Source organism: Ornithinimicrobium sp. (genome assembly GCF_030537745.1).
Classification (GTDB): Bacteria; Actinomycetota; Actinomycetes; order Actinomycetales; family Dermatophilaceae; genus Ornithinicoccus.
Map to the genome: position 1 here is coordinate 1 of NZ_JAUNVI010000015.1, position 13,743 is coordinate 13,743.

A 13,743-nucleotide genomic window follows, 5' to 3' on the forward strand; every position below is an offset into this window, starting at 1 on the left:
TGCCTGCTGCTCGGCCGGCGCGGACTGTTGGGCAACTGCCTGCTGCTCGGCCGGCGCGGCCTCCTCGGTGGACGGCTCGACGGCGATGGCTACCGTCTCCTCCATGGTCTGCACCTCAAGGGCACGACCGCTGAAGGCCGAAGACTCCAGGACCGTAGAGATGTCGGCAGCGTCTGCGGGTGCGCTGCGCGCCTGGCTGCGATCGGCCGCGACCTGATCACGCAGCTCGGAGAGGGAGGCGCTGTGCATGGAGGGGGCCGAGGCGGCCCGGTCACCTGCCGCTTGCCGGTCCTGCTCCTGCGCCGCGGTCGCGAGGTCGCTGCTCATGATGCCGGCGACGGCATCGGGGGTGCTGTTGTCCTTCAGTGTCGTTGCGCCAGCCGTGGCGACCGTGCCGGCCACCAGGCCGCCGATCATCAGGGCCGCGGCTCCGTTGCGTGGAGCGTTGCCTGCGGCGCGGTGCTTACCATGAAACTTCATACGACCTCCGGGGACGTGGCGTGGCGCCACAGCCTCGATTCTTGAACGGAGCAGTGTCGGGTTGGGTGCACTCGGCATACTGCTTGGGGACCTTGCGGTGGACGCGAACAACACGGGGGGACAAGAACGCGCCTCAATCAGGTTACGGATTGATCACGAAATGACCAAGTCTTTGCGGCGTGTTGTGACTCATCTGACAAATGAGGGGCGTGGGACCCGGAGGTGTGGAGCGCCTGTGTGGCGTGGCACTTGATACTGGAGTGACAAAAGAGCACAATGAGGATCACAACTGTACGGGTCCCGGTGGGTCGAGGTCGTTGGGGAAGACGTCCCTCACCACACAGGAGGCCAGGATGTCCGTTGTCATGCCACGAGTCATGACCCGCGGGGTGGTGTTCATTCATTCCACCCCCATAGCGCTGTGCCCGCACATCGCGTGGGGCCTGGAGGGCGTGCTCGACACCCGAGTGAGCCTGGACTGGGTGCCCCAGCCGGCATCTCCTGGGTCCATGCGCACTGAATTCTCTTGGACCGGGGAGGCAGGGACGGGTGCACTACTGGCGAGCGCCATGCGCGGCTGGGACGGTCTGCGTTACGAGGTCGTCGAGGAAGCCAGCCGCGGAAGCGACGGTATGCGGTGGACCCACATACCAGGCCTGGGTATTCACCAGGCCCGCTTGTCGGCTAACGGGGACGTGGTCGTCAACGAGGATCGTCTGCGCTCGATCGTGGAGACGCATGCCCACGATGCGGCGGCGCTCACGGCCGAGATTGACCGCGCCATGGGCGCCCAGTGGGACAGCGAGCTCGAGGTGTTCCGGCACGCTGGCGAGGGGGCACCGCCCACCTGGCTGCACAAGGTCGGCTGAGGTAGGCGCCCTTACTGCTCAGCGCCGCCGCAGGCTCTCGTGGACTGCCAGCATGCGTGTCGCGGAGGTGTGCCAGCTGAACTTCTCCGCCTGCGCCCGGGCCCGGACTCGGGCGTCGGGGCGGCGGAGCAGTTCGAGCACGCCGTCGACGTATTCGGCGTCCGAGTGTGCGATGTAGCCACCGTCGCCGACCACCTCGAACAGCGCTCCCTCGTCGCTGCAGACGGTTGGCACGCCACAGGCGAGGACTTCCAGTGCCGCGAGCCCGAAGGTCTCCAGTGGGCCGGGCGCGATCGCGACGTCGGCCTCGCCCATCTTTGAGGCCAGCTCGGCGCGGTCGGTGATGTAGGAGTGGAAAACCACCGGCAGGTTCTGGGCTCTTCGCAACAACTCGTCTCGGAGGGGACCGTCGCCGAAGACCGTGAGCTGCACGTTGAGTCCTCGTCGGGCCAGCTCCCGGACGGTTTCGATCGACTGCTGAGGGCGCTTCTCGGGGGAGAGCCGCCCACAGTGCACGAGCCGGATGAGCTCATCGGGGGCGGGCGGTCGATGAGCCTGCGGGTCGCGGACGGGGGCGAAGGTCTCCAGGTCGACTCCAAGCGGGACGACGACGGCGTCGACGCCGAGCCGAAAGAACTCCTGCGCTGAGAACTGGCTCGGGGTCACGATCGCGTCATAGTCGTGAGCGCTGCGACGGTTGATGAGGTCCGCCGCCCACACTGCAGGTCCGTCCGGCACCGGGGTGCGCCGCACCATGATGCCGGTCATGTTCTCATGACTGATCATCACCGATCCGATCCCTCGACGCCGGGCCCAACGACCCATCCACCGGGTGGTCGACCGGTCGGAGACCTCGAGCGCGTCTGGGGCGATGGCCTCCATCAGTTGCGCCATCCCGGCGCGGGACCACATCAGGGAGTAGCCCTTGCCGGGGATCGGGGTCGCGGGGACGCGAAAGACCATGCCCTGCGCCTCTTCGGTGATCTCTGGTCCGGGCCCAGGGATGATCAGGGAAGCCCGGTGGCCCTGTGCCTGATAATTCTCACCCCAGGCTTGCAGCGCAGTCTTGATCCCCCCGGACGTGGGGCTGACGAAGTTGGCGACGCGCAGGACATGCATATGGTGGCGAAGCCTACCGGCCACTGATTACAGCGGGATATTGCCGTGACGCCCACGTCGCGGTGGTGCGGCAAGGATCGCGGCGGCGAGCGCGGAGCGGGTCGCTCCCGGCTGGACCACCTCGTCGATCACCCCGATCTCGACCGCGCGCTGAAGTCCACCGGTCTGGAGCGCGTGCGCGTCGGCAAGCTCCTGCTCGACCCGGGAACGGTCCGCATCCTCCACCTCTGCCAGACGCCGTCGATGCAGGATCCGGATCGCGGCAACGTGGCCCATCACGGCGATCTCTGCCGTCGGCCAAGCGAAGACTCGGGTGGCGCCCAGGGAGCGGGAGTTCATCGCGATGTAGGCACCGCCGTAGGTCTTGCGCGTCACGAGGGTCACCCGCGGCACCACTGCCTCGGCAAAGGCGTGCAGCAACTTGGCGCCGCGGCGCACGACGCCATCCCACTCCTGGCCGACGCCGGGCAGATATCCGGGCACGTCCACGAGGACGACCAGCGGCACCCCGAACGCGTCGCACATCCGCACGAACCGCGCCGCCTTCTCCGCGGAGGTCGAGTCGAGGCAGCCGCCCAGCCTCATGGGGTTGTTGGCGATCACGCCGACCGTGCGGCCACCGAGGCGGCCCAGAGAGGTGACGATGTTGGGGGCCCAGCGGGGGAACAGCTCGATCGCGTCGTCAACACCGGCCTCGTCGAAGATGTTTGCCACCAACGGGTGCACGTCGTAGGCGCGTTTGGGCGACTCCGGGAAGGTCGCTGCGAGGTCGCGGTCCTTGACCTTGGCCAGGTCGAGATCGCCCTGGTCGGCCAGCAGTTGGCACAGCAGTCGACCGCGGGCGTAGGCGTCTTCGGTCGTCTGGGTGACCACGTGCACGACGCCGGAGCGGCGCCCGTGGGGCTCCGGGCCCCCGAGGCGCAGGGCATCGACTGCCTCTCCGGTGACCGACCGCACCACGTCAGGGCCGGTGACGAAGACCCGCCCGTCGGGGCCCAGAATCACGATGTCGGTCAGCGCGGGGCCGTAGGCGGCGCCCCCGGCGGCGGCCCCGATGACGATGGACAGTTGAGGGATGACTCCAGAGGCTCGTGTCATGGCGGCGAAGACCTCGCCGACGGCATGCAGCGACACCACCCCCTCGGCCAGGCGCGCTCCTCCGGAGTGCCACAGCCCGACGACCGGCACCCCTTGCGCCATGGCGCGCTCGTAGGCGGCCAGCACCACGGCGCATCCTGCTACGCCCATGGCGCCGCCCTGAATGGTCGCGTCGCAGCAGAACACCACGACGGAGGACCCACACACCGTCCCAGTGGCCGCCAGGACGCCAGAGTCATCTTCTGTCGTGAGCAGCTGCTCGCTGCCCTCGTCGAGGAAGGACCGGATCCGGGTCAGGGGGTTGCGGGGATCCTGGTCTTTCGGCAGGGTGATCCGGGCGGCGACCGCCTGGGATGCCTGCGCGGAGGCGTCACTGGGGGTGCGTGAGCTCACGAATAGCTCTTGAGCAGGAGCGCCACGTTGACGCCACCGAAACCGAAGGAGTTGTTGACCGCGGCGAGGTCGCCGTCCGGCAGTGCCCGCGGACCCCCGGTGACGACGTCGAGATCGATCTGCGGGTCCTGGTCCTCCAGGTTGATGGTCGGCGGGATCTGGCGGTGGTACAGCGTCAGGGCGGTCAGCACGGCCTCGAGGGCGCCGGCCGCGCCGAGTAGGTGCCCGGTCATCGACTTGGTCGCCGTGACCGCCAGGTCAGCAGTGTGCTCGCCGAAGGCTCGGTGGATGGCTCGAGTCTCGGCGAGGTCACCCACCGGGGTGGACGTCGCATGGGCGTTGATGTGGATGATGTCGCGCATGCTCAGCGAGCCGTCGGCCACCGCAGCCTCCATGGCCCTGGCCGCGCCGGCGCCGTCCGGCTCGCCGGCCGTGATGTGGTAGGCGTCCGAGCTCATTCCTGCTCCGCCCAACTCGGCATAGATCCGGGCTCCGCGGGCCAGCGCGTGCTCCTCCGCCTCCAGGACCATCAGGCCGGCGCCCTCGCCGATCACGAAACCGTCCCGGTTGACGTCATACGGACGAGAAGCCCGCTCCGGCTCGTCGTTGCGGTTGGACAGCGCAGTCATGGCGGCGAAGGCCGCGATCGGCAGCGGGTGGATGGCTGCCTCAGTGCCGCCTGCGACCATCATGTCCGCCTGGCCCCAGCGGATCATGTCGAGCGCGAGCCCCATCCCTTCGGCCCCGGAGGCACAAGCGCTGACCGGGCAGTGCGCCCCCGCGCGGGCGGTGAGGTCGAGCGAGACCGCGGCTGCGGGACCGTTGGGCATCAGCATGGGCACGGTCAGTGGAAAGACGCGGCGCGGTCCACGGGTACGCAAGGTCTCCCACTGGTCGAGCAGGGTCCAGACGCCCCCGATGCCCGAGCCGATAGCCACGCCAAGCCGCTCCGGCTCGATCTCTGGAGCGCCGGCGTCCGCCCAGGCTTCCCGGGCGGCGATGAGGGCGAACTGCCCGGAGGGGTCGTTGCGGCGAACCTCAACCTTGGCCAGCACGTCGCTGGGGGAGGTGTGGATCTGGCCCGCGAAGGTGACCGGCAACTGGTGCTCGGCGACCCAGTCCTGGGTGAGGGGGCGCACTCCGGAGCGACCGGCCAGGATGGCCTCCCAGGTCTGCTCGATGGTGCCGCCGACCGGGGTGGTGGCACCGAGGCCGGTCACGACGACGCGGCGAGGGGTCTTGGTATGGGTGGGCATCTGCACGGCTCCTCTAGGAGGGGTGGATGAGCGCCGAAGCGAAGTCAGTGGTGGTCCGGGGGATTGCTTGTGGAGCTGGTCTCGGGCGAGTGGGTGTGGGCCGACGACCCGGATCACCGGGTCGGCGCGGACAGCGTCTGCTGCGCTGGTCGCGCCGACCGCGGTGGTCGGTGAGTCAGCCCTGGTTGGTGTTGATGAAGTTCACGGCATCCTTGACGTGGGTGAGGTTCTTGACCTCTTCGTCGGGGATGCGCACGCCGAACTTGTCCTCGGCGTTGACCACGATGGTCATCATGGACAGGGAGTCGATGTCGAGGTCTTCGGTGAAGGACTTCTCCATCTGGACCTCCTCGGGCTCGAGGCCGGTCTCCTCGTTGACGATCTCTGCGAGGCCTTTGAGGATCTCCTGCTCGGACAGTGCCATGGTGTTTCTCCTTGGGTATGCGGTCTGGCTGTGGGCTGACCCGGTGCTGCTGCACCCGCCGGGCCTCGGGAGGCGGTGGAGGCCGAAGCCTCTAGGGCATGATGACGACCTGCGAGGCATAGACCAGGCCGGCGCCGAAGCCGATCTGGAGCGCGATGCCGCCATGGGGCGCCTCGCCCTCGTCGAGCATGCGGGACATGGCCAGCGGGATGGACGCCGCGGAGGTGTTGCCGGTCTCGGCGATGTCACGAGCGACGGGCACGTGCTGCGGGAGCTTGAGCGCCTTGATCATGGCGTCGGTGATGCGCATGTTGGCCTGGTGGGGGACGAAGGCGTCGAGGTCGTCGGGGGTCAGCCCCGCTGCCTCGACAGTCTGGACCGCGACCGGGGCCATGGAGAAGACGGCCCATCGGAAGACGGTCTGGCCCTGCATCACGAACGAGGGCCAGGCAATCGGGTCGGTGCGCCCGGTGTCTTCCATCTGCGGTCGCAGCTCGGTCCAGGACTCGCGCTGGGTGATGGCCTCGGCCTGCTCGCCCATGCTGCCCCACAGCGTGGGGCCGATGCCTGGATAGTCCGACACGCCCACGACGGCCGCGCCAGCACCATCACCGAAGATGAAGGCCGAGCCTCGGTCGTGCTTGTCGGTGAAGTCGGACAGCTTCTCCACGCCGATGACCAGGACGTAGTCGGCGGTGCCCGCACGGACCATGTCGTTGGCCAACGAGATGCCATGGCAATAGCCTGCGCAGGCCGCTGAGATGTCGAAGGCAGCCGGGTTGGGGATGCCGAGCCGGTGCGCCAGCCCAGGTGCGGCAGCGGGAGTCTGGAACGGGTGCGAGACCGTCGCCATGATGACGACGCCGATCTGGTCGGCGCTGATCCCCGCACGCTCCAGGGCTTGCCGGGAAGCCGCCTCGGCCATGTCGATCACCGTCTCGTCCTCGGCCGCCCGTCGGCGGCTCACGATGCCGGACCGTTGCTGGATCCATTCGTCGGAGGAGTCGATGAACTGGCAGATCTCCTCGTTGGTGACCACGCGCTCCGGGCGGTAGCCGCCCAAGCCGTGGATGCGGGCGTGCCGCATGCCTGGCGAGACGGTGATCTGCTTGCGACCGGTGACGGTCATGGGGAGTCCTCCTGGGGATAGAGGCGCAGCAGGGGCTGGCCGGGAGCGACGGGATCGCCCGCCTCGACGAGCCACTCCACGGCACGGCCACCGTGCGGGGAGGTGACGGAGTGCTGCTCGCGCAGGGTAGAGATGGTGGCAATCGGCTGGCCTGGCTCCACGGTGTCGTCGAGCCCGACGCAGGGCTGGACCGTGCCCTTGACCGGAGAGACGACGACGAGCCACGCCGCTTCCATCGTGCCGTCAGCGGAGCTGCTCCCGTGCTCCCGGATCATTCGGTGTGCGGCCTCGAGCTGGTCGGGCGTCTTCAGAGCGAGGGTCTCCACGCCGGGTAGTGCTCGCTTGGCCAGCCCTACCAGGGTCCCAGCGGGAGGAATCTCGATCAGGCCGGTCACTCCCATGTCGGCGAACGTCGCCATGGACAGGTCCCACCGCACGGGGTTGGAGACCTGGCTCACCAAGCGGGAGAGGACCTTACGGCCGTTCTGGACGACGGTGCCGTCGGCGTTGGAGACCAGCGGTAGGCGCGGGTCCTTGGTCGAGATCGCGCGGGCGTAGCCGGCCAGCCGATCGACAGCGGGTTGCATGTGGTGGGTGTGGAAGGCCCCCGCGACGGGCAGGGGCATGACACGGGTCTTGGTCGGTGGTTCGGCGGCCAAGGCGGCGAGCTGCTCGATAGTGCCGGCCGCGACGACCTGGCCGGCGCAATTCATGTTGGCAGGCGTCAGTCCATGCTTGGCTAGAGCGGCCTGGACCTCGTCGGGGTCGCCACCGATGACGGCACTCATCCCGGTCGGTGTCAGCGCCGACGCCTCAGCCATCCCGCGTCCCCGCTCGCGGACGAAGACCATCGCCTGCTCAGCGCTGAGGACGCCGGCGGCCGACGCCGCAGTGATCTCGCCGACAGAGTGCCCAGCGGCTGCACCCACGCTCCGGAAGCCGTCGACCGGGTGGCTGAACAACGACAGGAGGCAAACCAGACCGGACCCGACGATCAACGGCTGGGCCACCGCAGTGTCCTTGATCGTGTCGGCCGGGGAGGTAGTGCCGTGGGCGACGAGGTCCATGCCTGCCACGGCGCCGAGCCACTCCATACGGTCGCGGAATCCAGGAAGCTCAAGCCAGGGGGCCAGGAATCCAGCGGTTTGGGAGCCCTGTCCGGGCGCGACAATCACGAGCACTCCTCCACTCTGCCGTGGGGAACCTCCAGCCAACGACAGCGATTCCGACGAGAAACTGGACTCGTCTTTGTAGGTGTCCTACAACTTTGGGTGATCAAGTGACCAGAGTGACCAGACTGCGACGGTCTCCTTGTGCCTGCCGGCGTCAGCGGGCGTCCCGCCACGAACGGTTGTGGTCGCCGATCCGGCCCAGGGCCAGCGCGACCTGAAGGACCCAGGCGTCCCGGGGGACGTGGGGATCCAGCCCGACGGTGTCGGCGACGCGGCGCAGGCGGTAGCGCACCGTGTTGGGGTGCAGGAAGAGCTCGCGAGCGGTGGCCTCGAGCACGGTGCCATTGTCGAGGTAGGCCTGCGCTGTCTCCAGCAGCGCGGACGGATGATCGCGCAGGACTTTGTAGACACGGTCGACCAGCATCCGGCGGGCCGGCTGCTCGCCGAGCAGAGCACGCTCGGCGAGCAGCTCATCAGCGGCGACGGGACGTGGCGCGGTCGCCCACGCACGGGCGGCGTCGCAACCGGACAATGCCGCCCGTGCGCTCCGACCAGCGGCGAACAGGTGGGGCACGCGCGGTCCGACCACCACCGGGCCGGTTCCGAAGTAGGCAGTTAACCGGGCGGCGTCCTCCAACGGGTCCTGCGCGTCTCCCAGGATGCAGACCAGTCGCGGACCTTGAGCGGCGGTGAGTGCCTCTCGACCGAGGCGCAGCGCTCCTTCGCGCAGCGCTGCCAGCGCGGGACCGGACTCGCCCTCGGGAAGCATGCCGACGACCACCGCCACCCCCGTCACGTCCTCCCAGCCCAGTTCAGCGGCGCGCGAGGCCAGCGTGTCGTCCGCCTCGCCCCGCACGACCGCGTGGACGACCAGCGACTCGAGTCTGGCGTCCCAGCGTCCCCGCCGCTCTGCCGCTCGGGCGTAGAGCTCGGCGGCGGCGAAAGCCGCTTCCCTCGAGTAGAGCAACACCGCCTCGCGCAGAGCCGCCTGCTCGTGCTCGCCAACGAGTTCCGGCACGGCATCCTCGACCGTCGCGATGGCGGTCCGGGTCAGATCAAGGGCATGCCGCAGCGAGATCGTCTGAGCCAGACTTTTGGGAGCCGCAGCGAACATCTGCCCCGGCACGGCACCCCTGGGCGACCCGTCGACATACCAGGACAGCAGCTCGTTGATCCCGGCCTGCGCGAGCAGGGAGACCCAGGATCGCTCGTCCGGGAGCAGCGTGCGATACCAGCCGTGCTCCGTCTCCATCCGCTTAGTCGCGCGCGTGGCCAACGCGCCGGCACGCCGCCGCAGCCCCTCCGGCGCGCCACCCGTGGCGGCGCTGCTCGGAGCCGGAGGAGTGCACACGCGGCCAGCCTATGCGAGGCGCGCTGGGACTGGTTCACGTCAGGTCAGGCGGGTGATGACAGCACGCGCGGGCACCTGGTGTGCGTTCGGTGGGACCGGCAATGTCCACGACTAGGCTGGACCTGACCGATCACCGGGCGCGCTGCGCACCCCACGAGCGCCTCGGGGCCAGGGAAGGACACCGTGATGTGGACGCAGCAGCCGATCGTCATCGGCCACCGCGGTGCCTCGGGCTACCGGCCCGAGCACACGCTGGCTTCCTATGAGCTCGCTGCCCGGATGGGCGCAGACTGCATCGAGCCGGACCTCGTCTCCACTTCGGACGGTATCCTCGTCGCCCGGCACGAGAACGAGATCTCGAGCACCACCGACGTCATCGAACGCCCGGAGTTTGTTCGCCGGCGCCGGAGCAAGACGATCGACGGCCGGGAGGTCACCGGCTGGTTCACCGAGGACTTCACCCTTGAAGAGGTCCGCAGCCTTCGCGCGATCGAGCGTCTGCCCGGGCTGCGCCAGCAGAACAGAGTCTTTGACGGCCGATACCAGGTGCCGACTCTCGAGGAGATCTTCGCGCTTCGCGCCAGGCTGTCTGAAGAGCTCGGTCGCGAGGTCGGTGTCTACCCCGAGACCAAGCACGCGACCCACTTTGAGTCCCTCGGCCTGGGGCTGGAGAAGCCCCTGGTCGCCGCGTTGGAGACTGCCGGGCTCAACCGCGCGGATGCCGCGGTCTACCTGCAGTCCTTTGAGCTGGGCAGCCTGCTACGGCTGCGCCATGATCTGGGCGTTCAGGTGCCGCTGATCCTGCTGGCCACCACGTCGGGTGCGCCGCCCGACCTCGTCGCGGCCGGGGATGATCGGACCTACGCCGATCTGCTCACCGCCACCTCGCTCCATAAACTCGCGGCCGACATTGACGGCATCGGGCCGGATAAGAGGTTGGTCATCCCGTGGCGGCCGGACGGCACGCTGGGAGATCCGACGAGCCTGGTCGCCGACGCCCACGCAGCTGGTCTGGTCGTCCACCCGTGGACTTTTCGGGCGGAGAACGTTTTTTTGCCGGCGGACTACCGCCTCGGGGGCGATGCTGCGAACTGGGGTCGGCTGACCGAGGAGATCGAGTCCTACCTGATGGCGGGCGTCGACGGCTTCTTCACCGACCATGCCGACCTCGGTGTCGCCGCCAGGGACGGGTCCGCACGATCCCGCTGACACCTGGTCAGCGGGATCGTGCGTCAGGTCAGGACGCGCCGCCCGCGTTACCTGAGGTGCCCGCGTTGACGTCGAGCAGGCGGTACTTCTGTGCCGCCTGGATCGGGATCTGGGGGTCGATCTCGCCGCGGTCGGCCAGCATCTCCAGTGCCTTGACCGCCATCGAGGGCCCGTCGATGTGGAAGAAACGCCGGGCTGCTGCCCGGGTATCGGCGAAGCCGAAACCGTCGGCGCCGAGGGCGTAGTAGTCCTCGGGGACCCAGTTGGCGATCTGGTCCTGCACCTGGCGCATGAAGTCGCTGGTCGCGACGACCGGACCCGAACCCTCGGACAGGCGCCGGGTCACATAGGGGATGCGCCGCTCGTTCTCCGGGTGGAGGAAGGCTTCCTCGTCGCAGGCCATCGCTTCGCGTCGTAGCTCGTTCCACGAGGTCACCGACCAGACGTCGGCGCGCACACCCCAGTCCTCGCGGAGCAGCTGCTCGGCTTCGTAGGCCCACGGCACGCCGACGCCGGAGGCAAGCAGGCGCACGCGCGGACCGTCGCCGTCGGACTCGCCCCGGTGAACCAGGTGCATGCCCTTGAGGATCCCCTCGACATCGACGTCCTGCGGCTCGGCCGGCTGGTGCATCGGCTCGTTGTAGACGGTGATGTAGTAGAAGATGTTCTCCGCGTCCTCCCCATACATGCGACGGAGTGCGTCGGGCAGGATGTGCGCGAGCTCGTAGGCGTAGGCAGGGTCGTAGGCGACGCAGGCTGGGTTGGTCGCGGCCAGCAGCGGCGAGTGACCGTCGGCATGCTGCAGTCCTTCTCCCGCCAGCGTGGTCCGGCCGGCGGTCGCGCCGATCAGGAAGCCACGCGTCATCTGGTCGGCCGCCGCCCAGATGCCGTCACCGGTCCGCTGGAAGCCGAACATCGAGTAGAAGATGTAGAACGGCACCATCGCGACTTCATGGGTGTCGTACGACGAGCCTGCGGCGGTGAAGGCGGCGACCGAGCCTGCCTCGTTGATGCCTACGTGCCAGATTTGGCCGTCGGTGGACTCCTTGTAGGCGAGCATGAGATCCGCATCCACGGAGGTGTAGTTCTGTCCGTGAACGTTGTAGATCTTCGCGGTGGGGAAGAACGCGTCCATGCCGAAGGTGCGTGCCTCGTCCGGGATGATCGGCACGAGGTGCTTGCCGAACTCCTTGTCGCGCATCCACTCCTTGAAGATCCGGACCAGGGCCATCGTGGTCGCGACGTTCTGCTTGCCGGAGCCGCGCTTAGCGACGTCGTAGATCTTCTCGTCCGGCAGCTTGATCAGCGGCGCCTTCTTCGGGTCGCGTCGCGGCAGGTACCCACCGAGTTGGCGGCGGCGCTCCTTCATGTACTGGATGGCCTCGTCCTCCGGGCCAGGGTTGTAGAAGGGCGGCTTGTAGAGGTCCTTCTCCAGCTCCTCGTCGCTGATGGGGATCTTCAGCGAGTCACGGAAGCCCTTGAGGTCGTCCATGGTCATCTTCTTCATCTGGTGCGTCGCGTTGCGTCCCGCGAAGTGCTTGCCCAGGCTGTAGCCCTTGATGGTCTTGGCGAGGATGACGGTCGGCTGACCGGTGTGGTTCATCGCCGCCAGGTAGGCGGCATACACCTTGCGGTAGTCGTGCCCGCCGCGTTTGAGCGACCACCAGATGTCCTCGTCGCTCCAGTCCTTGACCATTTCCTTGGTGCGCGGGTCGCGGCCGAAGAAGTGATCGCGGATCCAGGAGCCGTCATTGGCGCGGAAGGTCTGGTAGTCACCGTCGGGCGTGGTGTTGAACAGGTTGACGAGGGCACCGGAGGTGTCTTGGGCGATCAGCGGGTCCCAGCCACGGCCCCACAGGACCTTGATGACGTTCCAGCCGGCGCCGCGGAAGAAGCTCTCCAGCTCCTGCACGATCTTGCCGTTGCCGCGCACCGGGCCGTCAAGCCGCTGCAGGTTGCAGTTGACCACGAAGGTCAAGTTGTCGAGCTCGTCGTTGGCCGCGACGTGCAGCAGCCCGCGCGACTCCGGCTCGTCCATCTCGCCGTCGCCGAGGAAAGCCCAGACGTGCTGCTGGCTGGTGTCCTTGATCCCCCGGTTGTGCAGGTACTTGTTGAAGGAGGCCTGGTAGATCGCGTTCATCGGGCCCAGGCCCATCGACACCGTCGGGAACTGCCAGAACTCCGGCATGCCGCGCGGGTGCGGGTAGGAAGGCAGCGCGGTGATGTCGGGCTGCAGGCCCTTGCTCTTCTCCTGCCGGAAGGCGTCAAGGTCGGCCTCGCTGAGGCGGCCCTCGAGGAAGGCCCGAGCATAGATCCCGGGGGAGGCGTGCCCCTGGAAGAAGATCTGGTCGCCGCCGCCCTCGTGGTCGCGTCCGCGCCAGAAGTGGTTGTAACCCACCTCCCACAGGGTCGAGATAGAGGCATAGCTGGAGATGTGGCCACCGACCGAGATGTCCGGGTGCTGGGCACGGTGCACCATCACCGCGGCGTTCCAGCGGATCCACGCGCGGTAGCGGCGCTCCATGTCCTCGTCGCCGGGGAACCACGGCTCGCGCTCGGGCGGGATCGTGTTGATGTAGTCGGTCGTGGTCAGCGAAGGGATGCCCACCTGGGAGTCGCGTGCCCGTTCGAGCATCCGAAGCATGAGGTATCGAGCGCGGCGTCGACCTCCGGCCTCGATCGCTCCGTCCAGCGAGTCCAGCCATTCCTGAGTCTCGTCCGGGTCGATGTCCGGAACCTGACTGGGCAGGCCGTTGAGGATTGGTCCAACGGGACGCTCCATTGCCATCAGGGAAGTCCTTTCGAGGTGGTAGTCGCGTTAGTCTGTCACGCTCTCCTGACGTGGCGTCGAATTGGCCCCGGAAGCCACCCGCAAGGACCCCCGCCTTTACACGGCGGCGGTGATCCGGTTGTGTAGGGGCACCATGACTAGCGAGAGGAATGACAGGGTGGACGTGGCCGATGCAGGCCCGCTTGCCGCTTTGGTGTCGCGCTTGGGACTTGAGCCCGGGCAGATCGTCATCGAGTACGGCTACAGCGACGATGTGGAAGAGGATGTGCGCACCGCGGTCGAGGCGCTCACCGAGGGACCGTTGGAGGACGAGAGTTATGACGGTCTGGTCGATGTCGTCCTCGCTTGGTGGCGCGACGGCGACGGTGACCTCGCCGACGACCTCATGGATGCCCTGACCACGATGGAGGACGGCGGCTTCGTCGTGCTCCTCACCCCCGGCACCAAGCGCG

12 protein-coding genes are annotated in these 13,743 nt (G+C 68.0%); 3 read left to right on the forward strand and 9 right to left on the reverse strand.

What is annotated here, in order from left to right; genetic code table 11:
* The coding region (locus Q4P07_RS05070) for a hypothetical protein (protein WP_303373813.1) at positions 1-480 on the reverse strand (480 nt) is incomplete at its 3' end.
* Between the two features lie 365 nt (positions 481-845).
* Here Q4P07_RS05070 and Q4P07_RS05075 point away from each other — a divergent pair.
* Positions 846-1,349 carry a DUF3145 domain-containing protein gene (locus tag Q4P07_RS05075; RefSeq protein WP_303373814.1) on the forward strand — a complete coding sequence of 168 codons (504 nt, stop codon included), beginning with the start codon at positions 846-848 and terminating at the stop codon, positions 1,347-1,349.
* Between the two features lie 18 nt (positions 1,350-1,367).
* Here the strand turns inward: Q4P07_RS05075 and Q4P07_RS05080 are convergent, their stop codons facing one another.
* From Q4P07_RS05080 to Q4P07_RS05110, 7 genes are all read right to left on the reverse strand, one after another.
* Positions 1,368-2,468: a glycosyltransferase gene (locus Q4P07_RS05080; protein WP_303373815.1), complete on the reverse strand. Its 1,101-nt coding sequence runs from the start codon at positions 2,466-2,468 to the stop codon at positions 1,368-1,370.
* A gap of 27 nt (positions 2,469-2,495) precedes the next feature.
* A complete protein-coding gene (locus tag Q4P07_RS05085; protein WP_303373857.1) occupies positions 2,496-3,899 on the reverse strand; it encodes an acyl-CoA carboxylase subunit beta in 1,404 nt (467 codons plus the stop codon).
* A gap of 56 nt (positions 3,900-3,955) precedes the next feature.
* A complete protein-coding gene (gene fabF, locus Q4P07_RS05090; RefSeq protein WP_303373816.1) occupies positions 3,956-5,215 on the reverse strand; it encodes a beta-ketoacyl-ACP synthase II in 1,260 nt (419 codons plus the stop codon).
* Between the two features lie 175 nt (positions 5,216-5,390).
* A complete protein-coding gene (locus tag Q4P07_RS05095) occupies positions 5,391-5,639 on the reverse strand; it encodes an acyl carrier protein (protein WP_303373817.1) in 249 nt (82 codons plus the stop codon).
* A 91-nt stretch (positions 5,640-5,730) separates the two neighbouring features.
* Complete coding sequence (locus tag Q4P07_RS05100) at positions 5,731-6,768, reverse strand: beta-ketoacyl-ACP synthase III (RefSeq protein ID WP_303373818.1); 1,038 nt, start codon at positions 6,766-6,768, stop codon at positions 5,731-5,733.
* Positions 6,765-7,943 (reverse strand): acyltransferase domain-containing protein, encoded by a 1,179-nt coding sequence (locus Q4P07_RS05105; protein ID WP_303373819.1) that lies wholly within the window; start codon positions 7,941-7,943, stop codon positions 6,765-6,767. The genes Q4P07_RS05100 and Q4P07_RS05105 overlap by 4 nt, the downstream gene beginning before the upstream one ends.
* Positions 7,944-8,094: 151 nt before the next feature.
* Positions 8,095-9,291: a CdaR family transcriptional regulator gene (locus Q4P07_RS05110; protein WP_303373820.1), complete on the reverse strand. Its 1,197-nt coding sequence runs from the start codon at positions 9,289-9,291 to the stop codon at positions 8,095-8,097.
* A 186-nt stretch (positions 9,292-9,477) separates the two neighbouring features.
* Here Q4P07_RS05110 and Q4P07_RS05115 point away from each other — a divergent pair, with 186 nt between their 5' ends.
* On the forward strand, positions 9,478-10,500 hold the full coding sequence (locus tag Q4P07_RS05115; protein ID WP_303373821.1) for a glycerophosphodiester phosphodiesterase: 1,023 nt from the start codon (positions 9,478-9,480) through the stop codon (positions 10,498-10,500).
* A 28-nt stretch (positions 10,501-10,528) separates the two neighbouring features.
* Here the strand turns inward: Q4P07_RS05115 and aceE are convergent, their stop codons facing one another.
* Positions 10,529-13,288 carry a pyruvate dehydrogenase (acetyl-transferring), homodimeric type gene (gene aceE / locus Q4P07_RS05120; RefSeq protein ID WP_303373822.1) on the reverse strand — a complete coding sequence of 920 codons (2,760 nt, stop codon included), beginning with the start codon at positions 13,286-13,288 and terminating at the stop codon, positions 10,529-10,531.
* A gap of 196 nt (positions 13,289-13,484) precedes the next feature.
* Between aceE and Q4P07_RS05125 the strand changes: the two genes are divergently transcribed.
* Positions 13,485-13,743 (forward strand): DUF3052 family protein (locus tag Q4P07_RS05125; protein WP_303373858.1); only part of this gene is annotated, 259 nt, incomplete at its 3' end.